The 22,080-nt window shown below is 70.8% G+C and carries 20 protein-coding genes and 1 riboswitch; of the genes, 14 read left to right on the top strand and 6 right to left on the bottom strand.

Going from position 1 to position 22,080, the window contains the following annotated elements; translation table 11 throughout:
- Positions 1-29: 29 nt before the first annotated feature.
- The 5 genes from MRBLMI1_RS08140 to MRBLMI1_RS08120 all read right to left on the bottom strand — a co-directional run bounded on the left by MRBLMI1_RS08140 (position 30) and on the right by MRBLMI1_RS08120 (position 6,758).
- Positions 30-1,328: an ABC transporter permease gene (locus MRBLMI1_RS08140; protein WP_367729507.1), complete on the bottom strand. Its 1,299-nt coding sequence runs from the start codon at positions 1,326-1,328 to the stop codon at positions 30-32.
- Positions 1,325-2,683: an ABC transporter permease gene (locus MRBLMI1_RS08135; protein ID WP_414685833.1), complete on the bottom strand. Its 1,359-nt coding sequence runs from the start codon at positions 2,681-2,683 to the stop codon at positions 1,325-1,327. The genes MRBLMI1_RS08140 and MRBLMI1_RS08135 overlap by 4 nt, the downstream gene beginning before the upstream one ends.
- Complete coding sequence (locus tag MRBLMI1_RS08130; protein ID WP_367729505.1) at positions 2,680-4,200, bottom strand: ABC transporter ATP-binding protein; 1,521 nt, start codon at positions 4,198-4,200, stop codon at positions 2,680-2,682. The genes MRBLMI1_RS08135 and MRBLMI1_RS08130 overlap by 4 nt, the downstream gene beginning before the upstream one ends.
- A 139-nt stretch (positions 4,201-4,339) precedes the next feature.
- The gene (locus MRBLMI1_RS08125; RefSeq protein ID WP_367730835.1) at positions 4,340-5,404 is read right to left on the bottom strand and encodes a BMP family lipoprotein; all 1,065 of its coding nucleotides are present in this window, start codon (positions 5,402-5,404) and stop codon (positions 4,340-4,342) included.
- Positions 5,405-5,639: 235 nt separating this feature from the next.
- Entirely contained in the window at positions 5,640-6,758 is a 1,119-nt protein-coding gene (locus tag MRBLMI1_RS08120; protein ID WP_367729484.1) for a mannose-1-phosphate guanylyltransferase, read from the bottom strand.
- Between the two features lie 198 nt (positions 6,759-6,956).
- Between MRBLMI1_RS08120 and sdhC the strand changes: the two genes are divergently transcribed.
- The 7 genes from sdhC (at position 6,957) to trpS (ending at position 13,927) form a co-directional block, all read left to right on the top strand.
- Positions 6,957-7,391, top strand: coding sequence for a succinate dehydrogenase, cytochrome b556 subunit (gene sdhC, locus MRBLMI1_RS08115; protein WP_367729483.1), 435 nt, complete (start codon positions 6,957-6,959; stop codon positions 7,389-7,391).
- Complete coding sequence (locus tag MRBLMI1_RS08110; RefSeq protein ID WP_367729481.1) at positions 7,391-7,849, top strand: succinate dehydrogenase hydrophobic membrane anchor subunit; 459 nt, start codon at positions 7,391-7,393, stop codon at positions 7,847-7,849. Before sdhC ends, MRBLMI1_RS08110 begins: the two co-directional genes overlap by 1 nt.
- Positions 7,850-7,898: 49 nt before the next feature.
- Positions 7,899-9,728 carry a succinate dehydrogenase flavoprotein subunit gene (gene sdhA, locus MRBLMI1_RS08105; RefSeq protein WP_367729479.1) on the top strand — a complete coding sequence of 610 codons (1,830 nt, stop codon included), beginning with the start codon at positions 7,899-7,901 and terminating at the stop codon, positions 9,726-9,728.
- Positions 9,728-10,513 (top strand): succinate dehydrogenase iron-sulfur subunit, encoded by a 786-nt coding sequence (locus MRBLMI1_RS08100; protein ID WP_367729477.1) that lies wholly within the window; start codon positions 9,728-9,730, stop codon positions 10,511-10,513. The genes sdhA and MRBLMI1_RS08100 overlap by 1 nt, the downstream gene beginning before the upstream one ends.
- A gap of 122 nt (positions 10,514-10,635) precedes the next feature.
- On the top strand, positions 10,636-11,835 hold the full coding sequence (locus tag MRBLMI1_RS08095; RefSeq protein WP_367729475.1) for a YihY/virulence factor BrkB family protein: 1,200 nt from the start codon (positions 10,636-10,638) through the stop codon (positions 11,833-11,835).
- 97 nt (positions 11,836-11,932) lie between these two features.
- The gene (locus MRBLMI1_RS08090) at positions 11,933-12,778 is read left to right on the top strand and encodes an exodeoxyribonuclease III (RefSeq protein WP_367729473.1); all 846 of its coding nucleotides are present in this window, start codon (positions 11,933-11,935) and stop codon (positions 12,776-12,778) included.
- A gap of 144 nt (positions 12,779-12,922) precedes the next feature.
- On the top strand, positions 12,923-13,927 hold the full coding sequence (trpS, locus tag MRBLMI1_RS08085; protein WP_367729467.1) for a tryptophan--tRNA ligase: 1,005 nt from the start codon (positions 12,923-12,925) through the stop codon (positions 13,925-13,927).
- A 137-nt stretch (positions 13,928-14,064) separates the two neighbouring features.
- Here the strand turns inward: trpS and MRBLMI1_RS08080 are convergent, their stop codons facing one another.
- On the bottom strand, positions 14,065-14,754 hold the full coding sequence (locus MRBLMI1_RS08080; protein WP_367729466.1) for a hypothetical protein: 690 nt from the start codon (positions 14,752-14,754) through the stop codon (positions 14,065-14,067).
- A gap of 182 nt (positions 14,755-14,936) precedes the next feature.
- On the opposite strand from MRBLMI1_RS08080, the gene MRBLMI1_RS08075 reads away from it, so the two are divergent.
- From MRBLMI1_RS08075 to MRBLMI1_RS08045, 7 genes are all read left to right on the top strand, one after another.
- A complete protein-coding gene (locus MRBLMI1_RS08075; RefSeq protein ID WP_367729464.1) occupies positions 14,937-15,500 on the top strand; it encodes a GNAT family N-acetyltransferase in 564 nt (187 codons plus the stop codon).
- A 240-nt stretch (positions 15,501-15,740) separates the two neighbouring features.
- Positions 15,741-16,604 (top strand): Fpg/Nei family DNA glycosylase, encoded by an 864-nt coding sequence (locus MRBLMI1_RS08070; protein ID WP_367729462.1) that lies wholly within the window; start codon positions 15,741-15,743, stop codon positions 16,602-16,604.
- 116 nt (positions 16,605-16,720) lie between these two features.
- A riboswitch (FMN riboswitch) is annotated at positions 16,721-16,869 on the top strand.
- Between the two features lie 50 nt (positions 16,870-16,919).
- Positions 16,920-17,960, top strand: coding sequence for a bifunctional diaminohydroxyphosphoribosylaminopyrimidine deaminase/5-amino-6-(5-phosphoribosylamino)uracil reductase RibD (ribD, locus tag MRBLMI1_RS08065; protein WP_367729460.1), 1,041 nt, complete (start codon positions 16,920-16,922; stop codon positions 17,958-17,960).
- A complete protein-coding gene (locus MRBLMI1_RS08060; protein WP_367729459.1) occupies positions 17,960-18,616 on the top strand; it encodes a riboflavin synthase in 657 nt (218 codons plus the stop codon). The genes ribD and MRBLMI1_RS08060 overlap by 1 nt, the downstream gene beginning before the upstream one ends.
- Entirely contained in the window at positions 18,613-19,881 is a 1,269-nt protein-coding gene (gene ribA / locus MRBLMI1_RS08055) for a GTP cyclohydrolase II (protein ID WP_367729457.1), read from the top strand. Before MRBLMI1_RS08060 ends, ribA begins: the two co-directional genes overlap by 4 nt.
- A complete protein-coding gene (ribH, locus tag MRBLMI1_RS08050; protein ID WP_367729456.1) occupies positions 19,881-20,354 on the top strand; it encodes a 6,7-dimethyl-8-ribityllumazine synthase in 474 nt (157 codons plus the stop codon). The genes ribA and ribH overlap by 1 nt, the downstream gene beginning before the upstream one ends.
- 209 nt (positions 20,355-20,563) lie before the next feature.
- Positions 20,564-22,018: an MFS transporter gene (locus MRBLMI1_RS08045; protein WP_367729455.1), complete on the top strand. Its 1,455-nt coding sequence runs from the start codon at positions 20,564-20,566 to the stop codon at positions 22,016-22,018.
- The last annotated feature ends 62 nt before the right edge of the window (positions 22,019-22,080 follow it).

The raw sequence follows: 22,080 nt of genomic DNA, 5'->3' as shown, positions 1-22,080 counted from the left end.
TCGGGTTCAGCGGATGGAGCAGGCGGGCGTCAGCCCTTGATATACGGTTTGCCGGCGGCCGCGGGACCGCGGACCTTCCCGACGAGTCCGGCGACGGCGAAGATCGTCACCACGTACGGCAGCATGAGCATGAACTCGCTGGGCACGGGCGAGCCGATGACGCCGAGGGTGTTCTGCAGGTTCGACGCGAAGCCGAACAGCAGGGCGGCGAGGGTCGCGCGGATGGGGTCCCACTGTCCGAAGATGACCGCCGCGAGGGCGATGTAGCCCGCGCCCGCCGTCATCTCCTTGTTGAAGGCGCCCACGGACCCGAGGGTGAAGAACGCGCCGCCCAGGCCGGCGATGGCGCCGCCGAGCGAGACGTTCCAGAAGCGGGTCTTCGCGATGTTGATGCCCACGGTGTCCGCCGCCTGCGGGTGCTCGCCCACGGCGCGCAGACGCAGACCCCAGCGCGTGTGGAACAGCCCGATGTAGACCGCGAGGACGGTGACGTACATCAGGTACACGATGACCGTCTGGTTGAACAGCATCGGACCGATCACGGGGATGTCCGCGAGGAACGGGATCGGCACGCGCGGGAAGCGCGGCGGGGAGTTGAGCGTGGCCGCGTTGGGGGCGAGCAGCTGCGAGAACAGGAAGCTCGTGAGGCCCACGACGAGGACGTTGAGCACGACGCCCACGATGACCTGGTCGACGAAGTACTTGATCGCGAACGCCGCGAGGACGAACGACACGAGCACGCCCGAGACACCCGCAGCGAGCAGACCGGCGAACGGGTTGCCGGTCGCCGTCGCCACGACGGCCGACGTGAAGGCGCCGGCCAGCAGCTGACCCTCGATCGCGATGTTGACGACGCCGACGCGCTCGCTCAGGACGCCGGCCATCGCGCCGAAGATCAGCGGGACCGACAGGCTGAGGCCACCGGCGAGCAGGCCGGTGAGCGGGATGACCGAGGTCGTCGCTCCCGCCGCGGCCCACGTGAGGAAGCCGACCATGAACACCACGGCGAAGACCACGGCGAGCCAGATCGGCGGGCGGCGGCGCGCCCGCACGAGGAAGGCGCTCACGCCCGTGATGACGGCGAGCAGGACGGTGCAGACGGCACCGGTGACGACGCCGCCGAGGGTGACCTCGGGCAGCTCGAAGAACTCCCCCGGGCTCGACAGGCGGAACACCGCGTCGCCGTCCTGACGGGCGATGACGAACAGGACCGCGGCGAGCACGGTGATGACGCCGTAGACGATCGGCGCCTTCCAGCTGACGACGACGGCCGTGTCGAGCGCGTCGGGCTGCGGGGCGGCCGCGTGGTGCTGCGCGGTGGTGCTCACTTGACCGCCTCCTTCTTCTTGAGGGCGCGGGCCCTCGGCTGACGCGCTCCCGGGGCCGGCAGGCGGAAGATCGCGCGCACCAGCGGCGGGGCCGCGATGAAGAGCACGATGAGCGACTGCACGACCAGGACGATGTCGATGGGCACGCCGTTGGCCGCCTGCATGGCGAAGCCGCCGGCCTTGAAGGCCCCGAACAGGATGCCGGCGACGAGGACGCCCACGGGGGTGGAGCGGCCCAGCAGGGCCACGGTGATGGCGTCGAAGCCGATGCCCGCGTCGATGCCGCTCGAGAAGCCGGTCGTCACGGTGCCGAGCACCTGGTCGACGCCCGCGAGACCGATGAGCGCACCGGAGATGAGCATCGCGTAGACGTACATCGACTTGACGTTGATGCCGGCCACGCGGGCCGCGTTCGGGTTGAGGCCGACCGCGCGGAAGCGGAAGCCGAGCGACGAGCGCTCGAGGATCCACCAGACCAGGACGACGGCCGCGATGGAGAGGATGAACCCGAAGTGCAGGTTGTAGCTCGGCCCGAGCAGGTCGGGGAACACCGCGGTGTCCTTCATGGCCGGCGTCGTGGGGTTGCTGGAGCCGGGGGCCTGCAGCAGGCCCGGGGTGCGCAGCATGTAGTACACGAGGTAGAACCCGACGTAGTTGAGCATGATCGTGACGATCACCTCGTGCGCCCCGGTGCGCGCCTTGAGCACGCCCGCGATGCCGGCCCAGATCGCGCCGGCCGCAACGCCGGCCACGAGGGCGAGCAGGGCGTGCAGGCCCCACGGCAGGTCGAACGCGAAGGCGACGTAGCCGCCCGCGGCCGCGGCGACGAGCATCTGCCCTCGGCCGCCGATGTTGAACATGCCCACGCGGAAGGCGAGCGCGACGCCGAGGCCCGCGGCGATGAGCGGGGTGGCGAAGGTGAGGGTCTCGGTGAGCGGACGGATGCCGGTGGCGAACTCCGGGCGCCGGAAGTTGTAGATCGCTCCCTGGAAGAAGGAGGAGTAGGCCCCCGAGACCGACTGCCAGATCGCGGCGAACGTGTCGCCGGGACGGGCGAAGAAGTAGCCGGCGGTCGCCTGCACGTTCTCATCCGTGACGGCGATCATGATGGCGCCCACGACGAGCGCGAGCACGACGGCGAGGACGGAGATGATCGCGTTGCCGGTGGCGATCTCGCGCAGGGCGCGCTGCCAGCGACCGGAGTCGTCCGGCGGGGTCGTCGGCAGCACGCGGGCTGCCGCGGAGGGGGCGACGGTCGCGGACCGCGTGGCCGCGGCGTCGGTGGTCGCGCTCGCCTCGGAGGCGCGGTCGGCCTGCGAGACGTCCGGGTCCTGCGGGCTGTGCGGATCGCTCACGCGGCGACTCCTTCGTTCTCGGGCGCTTCGCCGGCCATCATGAGGCCCAGCACGTCGCGGGAGGTGTCGCCGGGCACGATGCCGACCACGCGGCCCCGGTACATCACCATGATGCGGTCGGCGAGGGCGGTGACCTCGTCGAGCTCGGTGGACACGACGATGACGGGGACGCCGGCGTCGCGCGTCTCGACGACGCGCTTGTGGATGAACTCGATCGACCCGACATCCACACCGCGGGTGGGCTGGGCCGCGACGAAGAGGCGGAGCTCGCGGCTCAGCTCGCGCGCCAGGACGACCTTCTGCTGGTTGCCGCCGGACAGGCGGCCCACCGGCGTCTCGATCGACGGCGTGCGCACGTCGAACTCCGCCACCTTCTCGCGGGCGAAGTCGGACAGGGTCGACAGCTGCAGCGTGCCGCCCTTGACGAAGGGGGCGCCGTCCGCGCGGTCGAGCATGAGGTTCTCGGCGATGGAGAACTCGCCGACGAGCCCGTCCTCCTTGCGGTCCTCGGGCACGAATCCGACGCCCGCGTCCAGCACGCGCCGCACGGAGGAGCCCGAGAGCTCGACGCCGTCGAGCACGACGGACCCCTCGACGCGCTCCTGCAGGCCGACGAGGGCCTCCGTGAGCTCGGTCTGGCCGTTGCCCTGCACGCCGGCGATGGCGAGGACCTCGCCGCGGCGCACCTCGAAGCTGACGTCGTTGACGACCTTCTGGCCGATCGCGTCGACGACGGTGAGGCCGGTCACGGTCAGGCCGACGTCGCCGAGCGTGGGCGCGTCCTTCTGCACGGTGAGCTCGACGGCGCGTCCGACCATCAGCGAGGCCAGCTCGGCGTTGGATGCCGTCGGCTGCGCCTCGCCGACGACCTTGCCGAGGCGGATGACCGTGATGCGGTCCGCGACCTCGCGGACCTCGCGGAGCTTGTGGGTGATGAAGACGATGGACGTGCCGGCGGCCTTGAGCTGTCGCATGATCGACATCAGCTCGTCGGTCTCCTGCGGGGTCAGCACGGCGGTCGGCTCGTCGAAGACGAGGACCTTCGCGTCGCGCGAGAGCGCCTTGATGATCTCGACGCGCTGCTGCACGCCGACCGGCAGGTCGTCGACGAGGGCGTCGGGGTCGACGTCGAACCCGAAGCGGTCGGAGATCTCCTTCACCTTCGCCCGCGCGGCGGGTAGGTCGAGGCGGCCGCCGAACCGGGTCGGCTCGTGCCCGAGCATGACGTTCTCGGCGACGGTGAACACCGGGATCAGCATGAAGTGCTGGTGCACCATGCCGATGCCCGCGCGCATCGCGTCGCCGGGGCCGGAGAAGTGCTGGACGGCGTCGTCGAGCAGGATCTCTCCCCCGTCGGCCTGGTACAGGCCGTAGAGGACGTTCATCAGGGTGGACTTGCCGGCGCCGTTCTCGCCGAGCAGGCAGTGGATCTCTCCGGCCTCGACAGTGAGGTCGATGTGATCGTTCGCCACCAGGGACCCGAAGATCTTCGTGATCCCGCGGAGTTCGAGCTTCATGTTCCCGATCCTAAGTTCTGCGGGGCCGGACGCGGTGGGCGTCCGGTACCGGGATCCGCCTCGTGAGCGGATCGTGCGGGTGGAGCGTGCATAAGGGAGGGGAGGCCGGCGGACGCCGACCTCCCCTGGAGCGATGGACTCAGCCGTTGAGGTAGGACTCGACGGTGATGTCGCCGCTGATGATGGCCGCCTGGAGCTCCTCGATCTGCGAGGTCAGCTCGGCGGGGACGCGGTCGGCCCAGTCGTGGTACGGGGCCAGGCCGACGCCCTCGTTCTCGAGGGTGCCGACGAACGGCGCCGCGTCGAACTCGCCGTTGCCGGCGGCGACGACGGCGTCCTGCGTGCCCACGTCGATGCCCTTGAGGATCGAGGTGAGGAGCAGGTCGCCGATGCCGGGGTCGGTCTCGTACACGTCGGCGTCGACGCCGACGAGCGCGATCTCGCGGCCCGCGTCCTGGATGGCGACGGCGGCCGACTGGTAGATCGGACCACCGACGGGCAGCAGCACGTCGACGTTCTGGTCGATGATCGCCTGCGCGGTCTGGCGCGCGGCGTCGTTGGCCTCGAAGCCACCGGTGAAGGAGCCGTCCTGCGCGGCGCGGTCCCAGCCGACGAGGCGGACGCTGGCGCCGTTGTCCTCGTTGTAGCGCTCGATGCCCTGCGCGAAGCCGTCCATGAAGATGGTGACGGTCGGGATGTTCAGACCGCCGAAGGTGCCGACGACGCCGGTCTGCGAGGTGCCCGCGGCGAGGTAGCCGGCGAGGAACGCCGCCTGCGCGGTGTCGAAGATGATCGGCTTGATGTTCGGGGCGTCGGTCTGACCGTCGAAGTCCTGGTCGACGGTGTCGTCGATCGAGATGTACTCGATGTCGGGGTTCGCCTGAGCCGACTCGAGGGCGGCGGGGGCGAGGAGGAAGCCGACGGTGATGATGGTGTTGCAGCCCTGGTCCACGAGGCTCGAAAGGTTCGACGCGTAGTCCGTCTCGGACTGCGACTCGACCTCGATCGGCGTCTGCGAGCCGAGCTCGGCGGCGGCGGCGTCGACGCCCTCCTTGCCGAGCTGGTTGAACGACTTGTCGTCGAAGCCACCGGCGTCCGACACCATGCAGGGCAGGTAGTCGCTGGCACCGGCGGCGCCTCCGGACGCGCCGTTGCCCTCGGGTGCGGCGCCGCAACCGGCGAGCAGCGCCGCGGCGCCGATCATGGCCAGGCCGCTGACGACGGCCTTCTTCGTGGTGTTCACGAATGGTCCTCCAAGACGGATGCCCCCAACGGGTTCGGGGGACGATGGAGTCACGTTACCTACTGCGACGGCGCGCCCGCGGCCACGGGGGCGGCGCTCGGCGCAATGGTTACAAAGACGCAATATCGCGTCACGCGCCTGCCACACGAGCGGTGAGGGGGCGGTACCGGATGCCACCCGGGGTGGCATCCGGTGTCTAAAGGACGTCGCCGCGACCGGTCAGCTTCAACGCGTCGACGACGCCCTTGACCCGCTGGGCGTGCTCGCTCGTGGTGACGAGAAGGGCGTCGGGGGTGTCGACCACGACGATGTCGCGGACGCCGACGAGGCTGATGACGCGCTTGGTCTGCGTCACGACGATGCCGCTGGAGGCGTCCGCGAGCACGCGCGCCTCGTTGCCGAGAATCGCCAGCTCGTTGCGTCCGCCGGTGGAGTTGAGCTTCGCGAGGCTCGCGAAGTCCCCCACGTCGTCCCAGTCGAAGTGCCCGGGGATGACCGCGAGGCGCCCGCGCTCGGCGGCGGGCTCGGCGACCGCGTAGTCGATGGCGATCTTCTTCAGGGTGGGCCAGATGCGGTCGACCGCCGGGCCCCGGCGCGCGCGGTCGTCCCAGGCCTCGGCCAGCTCGATGAGACCGGCGTGCAGCTCGGGCTCGTTCCTCTCGAGCTCGGCCAGCAGCACGTCGGCGCGGGAGATGAACATGCCCGCGTTCCACAGGTAGGCGCGGTCGGCGAAGTACTCCCGCGCGGTGTCCAGGTCGGGCTTCTCGACGAAGCGCTCGACGAGCGCGGCCTCGGGGGCGTCGTCCACGACGAGCTCGCCGGCCTTCTTGATGTAGCCGAAGCCCACCGACGGCTCCGTCGGCTGGATGCCGATGGTGCAGATGTAGCCGGCCCGCGCCACCGCGACGGCCTGCCGCACGGCGAAGTCGAACACGCGCGCGCCGCGGATGACGTGGTCGGCGGCGAACGAGCCGATCACGACGTCGGGCTCGCGGCGCACGAGGATCGCGGCGGCCAGGCCGATGGCGGCGCTGGAGTCGCGCGGCTCCGACTCGAGGAAGACGTTGTGGTCGGCGATGCCCGGCAGCTCGCGCTCCACCGCCGCGCGGTGGGCCCGTCCGGTCACCACGGCGATGCGGTCCTCCCCGGACAGGGGGGCGAGACGGTCCCACGTGTCCCGGAGGAGCGTCTGCCCCGACCCGGTGAGGTCGTGGAGGAACTTCGGCGCATCCGCCCGCGAGAGCGGCCACAGGCGGCTGCCGATCCCTCCGGCGGGGATCACGGCGTAGAAGTCGTCGAGCGCAGGTTCGGCCATGGTCCGACCCTAGCGGCGGGGATCGCCCGCGCCGTGCCACGCCGCGGGTGAATCCGGGCGCCGTTTATCTCGATGTCGAGAGACTGTTAGGGGGGCCTAATCCCCCGCGTTCACAGCCCAGACGTAGTATTCATGAGCGCCCGTGTGACGCCTGGGGCTTCGGAGCCTCGCCATCGTGTTCGATCAGGGAGGACGACCGTGTCAGCATCACCACGCGCCACGCTGTCGGTGAAGGAGACCACCTCGAAGGTGCCGCGCGGAACGCTCTACCGCGGTCGCGAGGGCATGTGGTCGTGGGTCCTGCACCGCATCACCGGTGTCGCCATCTTCTTCTTCCTGCTCGTGCACATCCTCGACACGGCGCTCATCCGCGTCTCGCCCGAGGCGTACGACGCGGTGATCGGCACCTACAAGAACCCCATCATGGGACTCGGCGAGGTCGCCCTGGTCGGAGCGATCGCGTACCACGCCTTCAACGGCCTGCGCATCATCCTCGTCGACTTCTGGCCCTGGGCCACGCGTCACCAGCGTCAGCTGTGGTGGGGCGTGCTCGGCCTCTGGGTCGCCACGATGGCCGGCTTCACGCCGCGCCACCTCATCAACGTCTTCAGCGCCGTCACCGGGAGCCACTGATGTCCGTCGCCCAGGAAGCCGCCACGATCCCCGCCCCCCGCACGCCCAGCGTGCGCAAGAAGGGGTCCAACCTGGAGAAGTGGGGCTGGATCTACATGCGCGCCTCCGGCGTGCTGCTGATCGTCCTCATCTTCGGTCACCTCTTCGTCAACCTGATGACCGGCGACGGCATCCACCAGATCGACTTCGCGTTCGTCGCGGGCAAGCTCGCCTCGCCGTTCTGGCAGTGGTGGGACGTCCTCATGCTCTGGCTGGCCCTGATCCACGGCGCCAACGGCATGCGCACGATCGTCAACGACTACGTCCCGAACGCCACCGTGCGCCGCATCCTCGTCTGGTCGCTCTGGCTGTCGGCGGCGTTCCTCATCCTGCTCGGCACGCTCGTGGTCTTCACCTTCGACCCCTGCATCGGCGTCACCGAGAGCAGCATCCTGTGGGAGACCTGCCAGGCGGCGTGAGCCTGCGGCATCCCTCCCCCCTTCGACTGACAGCAGAGGCATTGCACACGTGAGCACTCAGACCAGCGCGGACACGATCGTCAAGGACGGCGTGCACTACCACCAGTTCGACATCGTCATCGTGGGCGCCGGCGGCGCCGGCATGCGCGCCGCGATCGAGGCCGGGCCGGGCGCGAAGACCGCCGTCATCTCCAAGCTGTACCCGACGCGCTCGCACACCGGTGCGGCGCAGGGCGGCATGGCGGCGGCCCTGGCCAACGTCGAAGAGGACTCGTGGGAGTGGCACACCTTCGACACCGTCAAGGGCGGCGACTACCTCGTCGACCAGGACGCGGCCGAGATCCTCGCCAAGGAGGCCATCGACGCGGTCATCGACCTCGAGAACATGGGCCTGCCGTTCAACCGCACGCCCGAGGGCAAGATCGACCAGCGTCGCTTCGGCGGCCACACCGCCGACCACGGCAAGACGCCCGTGCGCCGCGCCTGCTACGCCGCCGACCGCACCGGCCACATGATCCTGCAGACGCTGTTCCAGAACTGCGTCAAGCTCGGCATCAACTTCTTCAACGAGTTCTACGTCCTCGACCTCATCACGGTGAAGGACGGCAAGGGCGGGACCCAGGTCGCGGGCGTCGTCGCCTACGACCTCGCCACCGGCGAGCTGCACGTCTTCCAGTCCAAGGCCGTGGTCTTCGCGACCGGCGGCTTCGGCAAGATCTTCAAGACGACCTCGAACGCCCACACCCTCACCGGTGACGGCGTCGGCATCGTCTGGCGCAAGGGCCTGCCGCTGGAGGACATGGAGTTCTTCCAGTTCCACCCGACCGGCCTCGCGGGCTTGGGGATCCTGCTGACGGAGGGCGCCCGCGGCGAGGGCGCGATCCTCCGCAACGCCAGCGGTGAGCGCTTCATGGAGCGCTACGCGCCGACCATCAAGGACCTCGCGCCCCGCGACATCGTCGCCCGCTGCATGGTGCAGGAGGTCGCGGAGGGCCGCGGCGCCGGCCCGCACCGCGACTACGTGCTCCTCGACTGCACGCACCTGGGTGCGGAGGTCCTCGAGACCAAGCTCCCCGACATCACCGAGTTCGCCCGCACCTACCTCGGCGTCGACCCGGTCGTCGAGCCCGTGCCGGTCATGCCGACGGCGCACTACGCGATGGGCGGCATCCCGACCAACGTCAAGGCGGAGGTCCTCTCGGACAACGACACCGTCGTCCCGGGCCTGTACGCCGCGGGCGAGTGCGCGTGCGTCTCCGTGCACGGCTCGAACCGCCTCGGCACCAACTCGCTGCTGGACATCAACGTCTTCGGCAAGCGCGCCGGCCGCAACGCGGTCGAGTACGTCAAGACGGCCGACTTCGTGCCGCTGCCCGAGGACCCCGCGGCCGAGGTCCGCGGCCTCATCGAGGGCCTGCGCAACAACAGCGGCACCGAGCGCATCGCCGTCCTCCGCAAGACGCTGCAGGACGAGATGGATAAGGGCGCGCAGGTGTTCCGCACCCACGAGTCCCTCGCCCACGTCCTCGACGTCATCGCCGACCTGCGCGAGCGCTACAAGAACGTCCACGTCGACGACAAGGGCAAGCGGTTCAACACCGACCTGCTCGAGGCCGTCGAGCTGGGCTTCCTGCTCGACCTCGCCGAGGTCGTCGTCTACTCCGCGCAGAACCGCGAGGAGAGCCGCGGCGGTCACATGCGCGACGACTTCCCGACGCGCGACGACGAGAAGTACATGCAGCACACCATGGCGTACCTGTCCGGCGACCCCCACTCGTCGCACCCCGCCGATCACATCGAGCTGGGCTGGAAGCCCGTGGTGTTCACCAAGAACGAGGCCGGCGAGCTGCGCTACCCGCCCCTGGAGAGGAAGTACTGATGGCATCCACCGTCATCGACACCGTCGACACCTCCGACGAGATCGAGCAGGCTCCCGCCGACACCGGCATCCAGTCGTTCATCGTCACCTTCAACGTCCGTCGCTTCAACCCCGAGGTCGACGACGAGCCCCGCTGGGTGGACTACGACGTCGAGCTGTACTCGACGGACCGCGTCCTCGACGCGCTGCACAAGATCAAGTGGGAGGTCGACGGCTCGCTCGCGTTCCGCCGCTCCTGCGCGCACGGCATCTGCGGATCGGATGCCATGCGCATCAACGGCCGCAACCGTCTGGCGTGCAAGACCCTCATCAAGGACCTCGACATCTCGCAGCCGATCTACGTCGAGGCGATCAAGGGCCTGCCGCTCGAGAAGGACCTCATCGTCGACATGGAGCCGTTCTTCGCCTCCTACCGCGAGGTGCAGCCGTTCCTCATCTCGAGCTCCAAGCCCGAGCCGGGCAAGGAGCGCGTGCAGTCGATCGTCGACCGCGAGGTCTTCGACGACACCACCAAGTGCATCCTGTGCGCCGCGTGCACCTCGTCCTGCCCCGTCTTCTGGACCGACGGCCAGTACTTCGGCCCGGCGGCGATCGTGAACGCGCACCGGTTCATCTTCGACTCGCGCGACGACGCGGGCGACGTGCGTCTGGACATCCTCAACGACAAGGAGGGCGTGTGGCGCTGCCGCACGACCTTCAACTGCACCGAGGCGTGCCCCCGTGGCATCGAGGTCACCAAGGCCATCGCCGAGGTCAAGCAGGCGGTCCTCCGCGGCGGTCGCTGAGCATCCCTCTCCCGAAGCGGGGGCGGTCCTTCGGGATCGCCCCCGCTTCGTCGTCCCCGGGAGAGGGATGCCACCGGCCGGCGGCCGCGGAAGGGGCGGCATCCATTGATTAGGCTCGTGGCGTGACCGAGACGCGCGACGATCCCCGGCCGCTGCCGGCGACCTCGCGGGACGAGTCGTCGCTGCGCGATCGGCTCGAGTCGGCGCAGGCCTCGCTGCGCGAACGCCTCGACGAGCCGATCGAGAAGGTGTCGCGGATCGCGGGCTGGTTCCCCATCCGCGTCTGGCGGCACTACTTGCAGCACAACGGCTTCCTGCTCGCGGCGGGCATGAGCTTCCAGGCGCTGTTCGCCGTCTTCGGCGCGATCTATCTCGCATTCGCGGGCGTGGGCGTGTGGCTGGGCGGGTCGCGCGCGGCGATCACGACGCTCATCGACATCATCAACAGCTACATCCCCGGCATCATCAGCGAGCAGGGACTCGTGAAGCCGGATGACGTGGAGAGCATCGCGCACGACAGCGGGCGGCTGCTCAGCATCACGGGCGCCTTCGCCATCGTGGTCGTCGTGTGGACCGCGACCGGCTTCGTCACGTTCGCCCGCCGTGCGGTGCGCGACACCTTCGGCCTGCCCTTCGACCTCCGCAGCTTCGTCATGCTCAAGGCGCGGGACTTCGTCGCCGCCCTCCTCTTCGGCATCTCGCTGCTGATCGGCGCCCTGCTCGGCTCCGTCGCCACGGGCGCGATCGACCTCGTCTTCTCGCTGCTGTCGTGGGACCGCGAGTCCGTGTGGTGGTCGATCGGCGCCCGGGCGATCTCGCTCGCCGTCGCCTTCGCCCTGAACACGGTGGCCCTGGCCTGTCTGTTCCGCTTCCTGACGGGGACGTCGCTCCGATGGCGCCGGATCTGGCCCGGCGCGCTCGTCGGTGCGACGGGGATGGTCCTCCTGCAGGTCGCTGCGGGCTTCCTCTTCGTCTACACGCCGTCCAACCCGCTGCTGGCCACCTTCGCGATCTTTATCGGCTTCCTCCTGTGGTTCCGGCTGATCGGCATCGTCATCCTCCTCGCCGCCGCGTGGATCGCCGTGGCGGCCGGCGACCGCGACGTGCCCCTGCGCTCCGCCGAGGACCGGCGGGCCATGGAGCAGGCCGCCATCGTCATCGCCGCGCAGGTGCGCGTGCGCGACGCGGAGCGCGAGCTGGCACTGGCGCGGTGGCCGCGGCGCGGGGGTGCGCGCCGGCGGCTGGCGGCGGCGGAGAAGGCGCTCGCGCGCGCGGAGGCCGACTCGCCGGGTCCGCGGCGCGCGTCCCTCCTCCCCGACTGAGCCCGCGACCGTCCCGGCTGTTGCGGCTGGCGTCGCTCGACATGAGGCGGGCAGCCGTCCCGGGCCCGATGTCGGAGGCCCGCGTTACGCTCGTCGGGTGTCTCGCACTCTTCGCATCGTGTCCGTGAACGTCAACGGCATCCGTGCCGCCGTCCGCAAGGGCATGACCGAATGGGTGGAGGCCTCCGGCGCCGACATCCTCGCGCTGCAGGAGGTGCGCGCGACGGCCGACCAGCTCGCCGAGGCACTCCCCGGATGGCACATCGTCAACGACGAGGCCCTGCAGAAGGGACGCGCCGGTGTCGCGGTCGTGAGTCGCATGCCCGCGACGGCCACGCGCGCGGTGCTGGGACCCGAGCCCCTGGATGCCACCGGCCGCTGGATCGAGACGGACTTCGACGTCGATGGCCATACCCTCACGGTGGTCAGCGCCTACGTCCACAGCGGGGAGGTCGACACGCCCAAGCAGGAGGCGAAGTGGCTGTTCCTCGACGCGATGGAGCGGCGTCTGAGCGAGCTCTCCGCCGAGCGCGAGCTGGCGGTCGTGATGGGCGACCTGAACGTCGGCCACCGCGAGCTCGACATCAAGAACTGGAAGGGCAACCGCAAGAACTCCGGATTCCTCCCCCGCGAGCGCGCGTACTTCGACCGGTTCTTCGGCCCCGCGGGCGAGACCGTCACGGGCGTCGACGGGTCCGAGGGCCCGGGTCTCGGCTGGGTCGACGTCGGTCGGCGTCACGCGGGCGAGGTGGACGGCCCGTACACCTGGTGGTCGATGCGCGGAAAGGCGTTCGACACGGACACCGGCTGGCGCATCGACTATCACGTCGCCACCCCGGCCCTCGCGGACCGCGCGTCCGGCTACCGCGTCGACCGGGCGGCATCCTGGGACACCCGCTGGAGCGACCACGCGCCCGTCATCGTCGACTACGAGATCGGGTGACGCGCCGAGGTCGAGGCGCGACGATCGCCGGGGGCATCGCGGGCGAGGACGCGACGGCTGCGTGAAGAGGGCTGCGCGGGCGAGGGCTGCGCAGGCGAGAGCTGAGCGGGCAGGGACGGGCGACCCGACGCCTAGGATTGTCCGGTGACCACGCAGCGCCTCTACTCCGGAATGCAGCCCTCCGCCGACAGCCTCCAGATCGGCAACTACATCGGGGCCCTCCTCCAGTGGCGCACGCTGCAGGACGAGTACGACGCCTTCTTCTCCGTCGTCGACCTGCACGCCCTCACCCAGCCGGGCGACCCGGCCGAACGCCGCGAGAAGACCCGCCGCACCGCGGCGCAGTACATCGCCGCGGGGATCGAGCCGTCGCGGTCGACGCTGTACGTGCAGTCGCACGTGCCCGCCCACGCCGAGCTGCAGTGGATCCTCTCCACCCTCACCGGTTTCGGTGAAGCCGGCCGCATGACCCAGTTCAAGGACAAGTCCGCCCGTTACGGGACGGATGCCACCAACGTGGGCCTCTTCACCTACCCGGTCCTCATGGCCGCCGACATCCTGCTTTACCAGACCGACGTCGTCCCCGTCGGCGACGACCAGAAGCAGCACATCGAGCTGACGCGCGACCTCGCGGAGCGGTTCAATCAGCGCTTCGGCGAGACGTTCGCCATGCCGAAGCCGATGATCCAGCGCGAGACCGCCCGCATCTACGACCTGCAGAACCCGACGGCGAAGATGTCCAAGTCCGCCGAGAGCGACGCCGGCGTGCTGTGGATGCTCGACGAGCCGAAGGTCAGCGCGAAGAAGATCATGCGCGCCGTGACCGACTCCGAGGGTGCGGTGCGGTTCGACCGCGAGGCCAAGCCCGGGGTGTCGAACCTGCTGGTGATCTACTCGGCGCTGACCGGCCGGGAGATCTCGGCCATCGAGGACGAGTACGCCGGGCGCGGGTACGGCGACTTCAAGAAGGGCCTCGCCGAGGTCGTCGTCGCCGAGTTCGAGCCCGTCCGCGAGCGGGCCCTCGAACTGCTGGCCGACCCCGCCGAGCTGGACCGCGTGCTCGCGCACAACGCCGAGCGGGCGGCATCCGTCGCCGAGAGGACCCTGGCGGACGTCTACGACCGCATCGGGCTGCTGCGCCGCGGCTGACCGCGCCCGCTCCCCTGCCGAGAAACGCTCTCTGCCCCGAGAAACGCCCGCATCCGGCGTTTCCCGCGCACGGAGCGTTTGTCGCGCGACGACGTGGGAGCGGGGCCGCTCCGCAGAACGGCCCCGCCCTCGACCTGTCAGACCGTGCGGCGTCGGCGCAGGACCATCAGCAGCACGCCGAGCGAGACGGCCGCGGCGGCGACGATCCCGGCCGGCAGCAGCGCGTCGGCCGACGAGCCGGTCGCGGCGAGCGCGGTCGGCTTCGACGCCACCGATGCGGCGGCGGTCGGCGCGGCCGACGGCACGACGACCGCCGGCGTCGGGGTGGCCGTGACCTCGGGCGAGGCCGACGGCGTGGGCGTCGGCTCCATGGTCGGCGTCGGGCTCGGCGTCGGCTCGGGATCGACGTCGCACCCGATGACGGTCACGCGCGGGTCCGGCGCGGCCAGCACGCCGGAGGTCCAGTCCGGCGCGGTGCCGAGCTCCTCGAAGCCGAACGTCGCCGCAGCCGTCTCCGCGACGTCGTCGCAGCCGTACCCCACGAGCACCTTCGACCAGACCCATTCCTCGCCCGGCTGGAACAGGCGGGGACCGTAGTCCTCGAGCGTCCCGTCGGGCGCCGAGATGACCGCGGCACCGTAGGCCGGGACCGCCGAGGTGTTCCGCGCCCAGACGCGCACCTCCACCTGTCCCGCCGTCGTGACGTCCACCGTGACGGTGGTCTCCCCGGTGATGTCGGCCGCCCAGGCCGCAGAGCTCGCACCGAACGCAGCCGTGAGGGCGAGCGCCGCGACGCCCACTCCCCCGGTGATCGCCTTCTTCTTCATATGGCTCTTCCCCCATTTCCCCTCCCACGACACGTGGGCGGGGACGCCCTGATCACGCCCCCACGCCGCACGTTAGCGATATCGGCATCCCGTTCTGTGTCGGACTGTGCAACACCTCGTTTCGTTTTGTGTCATGACGCGATGGTCCGTCGCGGACGCACTGCGCCGGATAGCGTGAGCGGATGGAACGCGACGTCCTGCACACGCCCCGGCTCGAGCTGTCCGCTCCTCGGGACAGGGATGCCGCGAGCATCCACGCCGCGTGCCAGGACGCCGAGCTGCAGCGGCTGACGACCGTGCCGTCGCCCTACCTGCCCGGCGACGCCGAGAAGTTCATCGCTCTCTCCGACCGCTGGTGGGACGAGGGGTCCGAGGCGACCTGGGCCATCCGCCTCGACGATCGGCTGGTCGGCATGATCGGGCTCGCCCGGCTCGGCGGCGGGGCGCCGGAGATCGGCTACTGGATGGCGCGCGAGGCGCGCGGGCAGGGCGTCGTCGGCGAAGCGGCCGAGGCCGTCGTGGACTGGGCCTTCGCCGCCGAGCGGCCGGCGATCGCCCGGATCGAGTGGCGGGCCGTCGTCGGGAACGTGGCCTCGGCGCGCACCGCCCGTCGACTCGGCTTCCGCTACGAGGGGCTCCTGCGTCAGGCCGCCTCGAACAGCTTCGGGCGGGCCGACCTCTGGGTGGCGGGGCTGCTGCGCGACGACGAGCGGTCCCCGCAGCCGTGGCCGCTCCCCCTCGGGTGAACGTGGCCGTGGCATCCCTCCCCCTGTTCCGGTGATGCTCTGGCTTCTCCGGTAAACGCTCCGGCGCGGTGGAAACGCCGTGCCACGGCGTTTCCACCCGCGCAGAGCGTTTACTGGGCAGGAGGACCCGCGGAACGGCGACCCCGGAGGGAGCGCCCGGGGCAGCGACGGGCGGAACGGCGGGCGGGGCGAGGCGCAAGGGGCGGCGCGATGTCGGACCCGGATGCCAGGATGTGGCGCATGCCGGAGATGCCCGAGGTCGAGGGACTCGTCGAATACCTGCGCGGCCGCGTGACGGGACTGCACGTGACGAAGGCGACCGTGTCGGCCATCTCCGCCCTCAAGACGTACGACCCGCCGCTCACGGCGCTCGTCGGGACCGCGGTGACCGGGGTGGAGCGCCACGGCAAGTTCCTCGACGTGGCGACGGACGGCGGCATCCATCTCGTCTTCCATCTGGCCAAGGCCGGGTGGCTGCGCTGGTACGACCTGCTGCCGCAGACGCTCATCAAGCCGGGCAAGACGCCCATCGCGCTGCGCATCGGGTTCGACGACGACTCCGGTTTCGACCTCACCGAGGCGGGGACCAAGAAGTCGCTGGCCGTCTCCATCGTCCGCGACCCGCAGGAGGTGCCGGGGATCGCCCGGCTGGGGCCGGATCCCCTCGGCGGCGAGATCGACCGCGACGTGTTCGGCGCGTTGCTCGCGGGACGGCGCACCCAGATCAAGGGCGTCCTCCGCGACCAGTCGATCATCGGCGGCGTCGGCAACGCGTACTCCGACGAGATCCTGCACGCCGCGAAGATGTCGCCGTACGCGCTCGCGGCGAAGCTCACCGACGACGAGGTCGACCGCCTGTTCGACGCGATGGTGTCGACGCTCACCGACGCGGTCGCGGCCGCGCGGGGCAAGCCGCCGGCCGACCTGAAGGACGCGAAGCGCCGCGGCATGCGGGTGCACGGCCGGCGCGGCGAGGCGTGTCCGGTCTGCGGCGACGAGGTGCGCAGCGTCTTCTTCGCCGACAACTCCCTCGAGTACTGCCCCACGTGTCAGACCGGCGGCAAGCTGCTGGCCGATCGGCGGCTGTCGCGGCTGCTGAAGTGACGGCCCCCGCGGAGCGCCGGAGAACGGTGATCACCGACGCGCGGACGGCCCGGATGTCACACAGCGACCGGGAATGAAACCGGGAGAACCACGTTGACTAGACTCCGAAGTGCAACAACGTGCTCCGGGGTCGGTGGGAATCCGAACCGGCGGTGACAGTCCGCGAACTCCGACGCTTCGGCTGACGGGTTGATCCGGTGGAACTCCGGAACCGACGGTGATGCGACGAGCGATCGTCGCTAGTCCGGATGGGAGGCAGCACGGACGGCGCGGCGCGCCTTCCTGCCCCCTCGAGCACCGCGGGAAGGACAGGGAATGGCATCCGCCACCGAGATCGACGCCATGCGGCGAGCGCTGCAGCTCGCCCGCGGAGGTCCGCGCGGGCTGAACCCGCAGGTCGGCGCGGTCATCCTCTCCCCCACCGGGGACGTCCTGGCCGAGGGGTTCCATCGCGGTGCGGGCACGCCGCACGCCGAGGTCGACGCCTTGTCGCAGCTGCCGCCGGGCGCGGCCGCCGGGGCGACCGCCGTCGTCACCCTGGAGCCCTGCAATCACACCGGCCGCACCGGGCCGTGCGCCGTCGCACTCCTCGAGGCCGGGGTGTCCCGCGTCGTCTACGCGCTCGACGACCCCACGGATGCCGCGTCGGGCGGCGCAGCGCGCCTCCGGTCCGCGGGCGTCGACGTGGAGTCCGGCGTCGAGCGGGACGCCGCCGCCGCCCTCGTCCACGATTGGACGCACCTCCAGCGCACCGGCCGCCCCGTCGTCACCGTCAAGTGGGCGCAGAGCCTGGACGGCCGGGCCGCCGCCGACGACGGCACGAGTCAGTGGATCACCGGGCCCGACGCCCGCCGGGACGTCCATCTCCGCCGCGCCGCGGCCGACGCGATCATCGCCGGCACGGGGACCGTCCGCGCGGACGACCCCGCCCTCACCGCACGCGCGGAGGACGGGTCCCTCCTCGAGAACCAGCCCGTCCCCGTCGTCATCGGCGAGAGCGAGGTGGCTCCGGATGCCGCCGTCCACCGGCATCCGCACCCGGTGATCCTCGCCCGTACCCGCGACCTGTTCGTCGTGCTCGCGGACCTCGGCGCCCGTGGCATCCAGCGCGTCTTCGTCGAGGGCGGCCCGACGCTCGCCAGCTCCTTCCTGCGCGCGGGCCTGGCGGATGAGGTGCTCGTCTACGTCGCGCCCGTCCTGCTCGGCGGGTCCCGGCTCGCCCTGGGCGACATCGGGGTGTCGACGATCGCCGACGCCCGCCGACTGCGCGTGACGCGGATCGAGACCCTGGGCGACGACCTCCTCGTCGTCGCCCACCCGCACGAGACCACCCCCGACCCCCACGGAGACGCCTGATGTTCACCGGAATCGTCGAAGAGATCGGCGCGATCACCGCCGTCGAGCCGTCGGGCGACGGCGTCCGCCTCACCGTGCGCGCGCCGCTGTCGGTGTCGGACGCGGGCCACGGCGACTCCATCTCCGTCAGCGGGGTCTGCCTCACCGTCGTCGACCAGGGCGAGGACTGGTTCACCGCCGACGTCATGCAGCAGACGCTCGACATGTCGACGCTCGACGGCATCGCGCCGGGCCGCGCCGTCAACCTCGAGCGCGCGACCGCCGCCCACGGGCGCCTCGGCGGCCACATCGTGCAGGGGCACATCGACGGCACCGGCCTCGTGCGCGAGGTGCGACCGGGCGCGCAGTGGAGCGTCGTGCGGGTCGGCATCCCGTCCGCCCTCGCCCCGCTCGTCGTCGACAAGGGCTCCATCGCGATCGACGGGGTGTCGCTCACCGTCAGCGCTGTCAGTCCCGCGTCCGAGCCGGAGCCGTGGCTCGAGGTCTCGCTCATCCCCGAGACCCTCGCCGCGACGACCCTCGGCCGGGCCGAGCCCGGCGCTCCCGTCAACCTCGAGACCGACATCCTGGCGCGGCACGTGCAGCGCCTCCTCGCCTTCCGAGACACCGAGAACACCGCGGCCGAGGCCGCACCGACCGAGAGGGGCTCCGCATGAGCCTGTCCACCATCCCCGAGGCCCTGGAGGCCCTGCGTCAGGGCCGTCCCATCCTCGTCGCCGACGACGAGAACCGCGAGAACGAGGGCGACGTCATCCTGTCGGCCCAGCTGGCGACCGCCGAGTGGCTCGCCTGGACCGTGCGTTACTCCAGCGGCTACGTCTGCGCCCCCATGCCCGCCGAGTGGGCGGACGCCCTCGACCTGCCGCCGATGGTCGCGGTCAACGAGGACGCCCGCGGCACGGCCTACACGGTCAGCGTCGACGCCGCCGACGGCGTCACCACCGGCATCAGCGCCGCCGACCGCGCCCGCACCCTGAACGTCCTCGCGGACCAGGAGTCGACCCCGGCGAGCCTCATCCGCCCGGGCCACGTGCTGCCGCTGCGCGCCGTCGAGGGCGGCGTGCGCGAGCGCGCGGGCCACACCGAGGCCGCCGTCGACCTCATGCGCCTCGCGGGGCTGCAGCCGGTGGGCGCGATCGCCGAGGTCGTCGCCGAGGACGGCAGCATGATGCGCCTGCCCGGACTCTTCGAGCTCGGCGAGCGCGACGGCATCCCGGTCATCACCATCGAGCAGCTCATCGCGTACCTCGACGAGACCGACCCGCTGCCCTCCGCCGCGCCGGTCCGCCGCCGCGTCAGCCTGCGCGCCGAGTCGAACGTGCCCACCTCGCACGGAACGTTCCGCTTCCTCGCGTACAAGGACCGCATCACCGGAACCGACCACCTCGCCGTGGTCTCCGGCGATCTGCACGAGGAGGCGCCGCTCGTGCGGGTGCACTCGGAGTGCCTGACCGGCGAGGCCTTCGGGTCGCTCAAGTGCGAGTGCGGTCCCCAGCTGGATGCCGCCTTGGACACGATCGACCGCGACGGCGGCATCGTCATCTACATGCGGGGCCACGAGGGGCGCGGCATCGGCCTCATCAACAAGCTGCGCGCGTACAGCCTGCAGGAGCGCGGCATGGACACCGTGGATGCCAACCTCGCCCTCGGTCTGCCCGCCGACGCCCGCGACTACGCCGCCGCGGCCGGCATCCTCGCCGACCTCGGTGTCGAGAAGGTCCGCCTGCTGACCAACAACACCGACAAGGTGGCGCAGCTGCGCTCCTTCGGGCTCGACGTGGTCGAGCAGGTGCCGCTCCTGGTCGGCGTCGGCCCCAACAACCACCAGTACCTCGAGACCAAGCGCGACCGGATGGGTCACGTCATCGCCGAGGACGACCTGCGCGACGCGCTCGCGCACATGAAGGAAGGAACCGCCTGATGGCCGGCAGTGGAGCACCCGAGACGGGGAATGTCGACGCGACGGGACTGAACGTGGTCGTCATCGCGGGCACGTGGCACGACGTCATCACCGACGGCCTCATCGCGGGCTCGACGAAGGTCCTGGACGCCTCCGGCGCGACGTACCGCGTCGTCCGCGTCCCGGGCTCGTTCGAGCTGCCGGTCGCGGCCGTCGCCGCCTTCGAGGGCGGCGCGGACGCCGTCGTCGCCCTGGGCGTCATCATCCGCGGCGGGACGCCGCACTTCGAGTACGTGTCGTCCGCTGCGACGGACGGTCTCACGCGCGTCGCGATCGAGGCGGGACGCCCGGTCGGCTTCGGCGTGCTCACCCTCGACGACGAGCAGCAGGGGCTGGACCGCGCGGGCCTCGAGGGCTCGAAAGAGGACAAGGGCGCCGAGGCGGCCGACGCCGCCATCCGCACCGCGCTGCTGCTGCGCGAGCTGCGCGGCTGACCCCGTCGGTCCCGGCGTCCGCCGCCCGTGTCCCGGGCCGGCGGGCGCCTGCTCAGCCGACGCATAGACTTGACGGGTAGACGGCCCCCACCCGGGACCGCCCGCTCACGGTGACCTTGCCGCGCAGCGGACGCAGACCACGCGCCCGTTCCGCGCCACCGCTGCGCCCCACCCCGGACGCACACGCTCGTCTTCATCGTCAGGCTGTCATGACCACCACCTCGTCCCCCTCCCCCCGCTCCACCACGGCTCCCGCGAACCCGCGTTCGCGCGTCATCACCGCGAGCCTCGTGGGCACCACCATCGAGTTCTACGACTTCTACGCGTACGCCACGGCGGCCGTGCTCGTGTTCCCGATCCTCTTCTTCCCGACCGGCAACGAGACCACCTCGCTGCTGCTGTCGTTCAGCGTCTTCGGCGCCGCCATGGTCGCGCGCCCCCTCGGCGCCGTCGTCTTCGGCCACTTCGGTGACCGGTTCGGACGCAAGGCCACCCTGGTGGCATCCCTCCTCACGATGGGTGTCGCGACGTTCCTCATCGGGTGCCTGCCGACCTTCGACCAGATCGGCGTGTGGGCGGCGATCCTGCTGCTCATCATGCGTCTGGCGCAGGGCTTCGCCCTGGGCGGCGAGTGGTCCGGCGCTGCGCTGGTGGCCACCGAGAACGCCCCGAAGGGCAAGCGCGCCCTGTTCGGCACGTTCCCGCAGCTGGGCGCCCCGATCGGCTTCATCATCGCCAACACGGTGTTCCTCGTCATCAACTTCGCGCTGCCGCACCCCGACGGCACCGCGCAGCGGTCGGCCGAATTCCTCTCGTGGGGCTGGCGCGTGCCGTTCCTGTTCTCGGCTCTCATGGTCATCGTCGGCCTCTACGTGCGCCTCAAGCTCGTCGAGAGCGAGTCGTTCAGCAAGGCCGAGAAGACGGGCGTCATCAAGAAGTTCCCGCTGGGCGCCGCGCTCCGCAACAACTGGAAGCAGCTCATCCTCGGCACGTTCATCATGCTGGCGACCTACGTGCTCTTCTACCTGATGACGAGCTTCACGCTCTCGTACGGCACCAAGGCCACGCTCGAGGGCGCGGAGGCCGCCGCCACCGCGGCCGGCACGCCGTTCGACGCCATCCAGTACGTCCCCGGCCTCGGCTTCGGCTACACCGACTTCGTCATCATGCAGATCATCGGCGTGGTGTTCTTCGGCGTCTTCACGATGCTCTCCGGCCCCGTGGCCGACGCGATCGGCCGCAAGCGCCTCCTCATCGGGGTGACGATCGGCATCATCGTCTTCGGTCTGCTCTTCTCGGTGTTCCTGCTCCCGCAGGCCGACGCGAAGTTCACCGGTGCCCTGGTGCAGGCGTTCCTCATCTTCGGATTCGTCCTCATGGGCACGACCTTCGGACCGATGGGCGCCGTCCTGCCCGAGCTGTTCCCGACGAACGTCCGGTACACCGGTTCGGCCATCTCGTACAACGTCTCGTCCATCCTGGGCGCGGCCCTGGCCCCGCTCGTCGCGGTGGCGCTGTGGGCGGCCGGCGACGGCAACCCCTGGCTCGTCGGGGTCTACCTGTCCGTGATGGGCGTGCTGACGCTCGTGGCCCTCGTGCTCTCGCCCGAGACGAAGGACGTCGACTACGACGACAACCTCGCCGCCGGGGCGACCGCGCCGTAACGGCGACTCCCGGACGAAGGGATGCCACGGGTCTCAGGGCCCGTGGCATCCCTTCGTCGTCC

Origin of the sequence: Microbacterium sp. LMI1-1-1.1 (assembly GCF_040815675.1) — a bacterium.
In the GTDB taxonomy this organism is placed as follows: domain Bacteria; phylum Actinomycetota; class Actinomycetes; order Actinomycetales; family Microbacteriaceae; genus Microbacterium.
The sequence above is the reverse complement of the archived record's forward strand: the minus strand, read 5'-3'. Positions and strand labels throughout refer to the sequence as shown.

What these genes read in the sequence shown, in the direction of transcription:
- MRBLMI1_RS08130 (WP_367729505.1), bottom strand. Translation starts at nt 4,200, where the DNA reads ATGAAGCTCGAACTCCGCGGGATCACGAAGATCTTCGGGTCCCTGGTG.
- MRBLMI1_RS08125 (WP_367730835.1), bottom strand. Translation starts at nt 5,404, where the DNA reads ATGATCGGCGCCGCGGCGCTGCTCGCCGGTTGCGGCGCCGCACCCGAG.
- MRBLMI1_RS08120 (WP_367729484.1), bottom strand. Translation starts at nt 6,758, where the DNA reads ATGGCCGAACCTGCGCTCGACGACTTCTACGCCGTGATCCCCGCCGGA.
- MRBLMI1_RS08110 (WP_367729481.1), top strand. Translation starts at nt 7,391, where the DNA reads ATGTCCGTCGCCCAGGAAGCCGCCACGATCCCCGCCCCCCGCACGCCC.
- MRBLMI1_RS08100 (WP_367729477.1), top strand. Translation starts at nt 9,728, where the DNA reads ATGGCATCCACCGTCATCGACACCGTCGACACCTCCGACGAGATCGAG.
- MRBLMI1_RS08080 (WP_367729466.1), bottom strand. Translation starts at nt 14,754, where the DNA reads ATGAAGAAGAAGGCGATCACCGGGGGAGTGGGCGTCGCGGCGCTCGCC.
- MRBLMI1_RS08075 (WP_367729464.1), top strand. Translation starts at nt 14,937, where the DNA reads ATGGAACGCGACGTCCTGCACACGCCCCGGCTCGAGCTGTCCGCTCCT.
- MRBLMI1_RS08070 (WP_367729462.1), top strand. Translation starts at nt 15,741, where the DNA reads ATGCCGGAGATGCCCGAGGTCGAGGGACTCGTCGAATACCTGCGCGGC.
- ribD (WP_367729460.1), top strand. Translation starts at nt 16,920, where the DNA reads ATGGCATCCGCCACCGAGATCGACGCCATGCGGCGAGCGCTGCAGCTC.
- MRBLMI1_RS08060 (WP_367729459.1), top strand. Translation starts at nt 17,960, where the DNA reads ATGTTCACCGGAATCGTCGAAGAGATCGGCGCGATCACCGCCGTCGAG.
- ribA (WP_367729457.1), top strand. Translation starts at nt 18,613, where the DNA reads ATGAGCCTGTCCACCATCCCCGAGGCCCTGGAGGCCCTGCGTCAGGGC.
- ribH (WP_367729456.1), top strand. Translation starts at nt 19,881, where the DNA reads ATGGCCGGCAGTGGAGCACCCGAGACGGGGAATGTCGACGCGACGGGA.
- MRBLMI1_RS08045 (WP_367729455.1), top strand. Translation starts at nt 20,564, where the DNA reads ATGACCACCACCTCGTCCCCCTCCCCCCGCTCCACCACGGCTCCCGCG.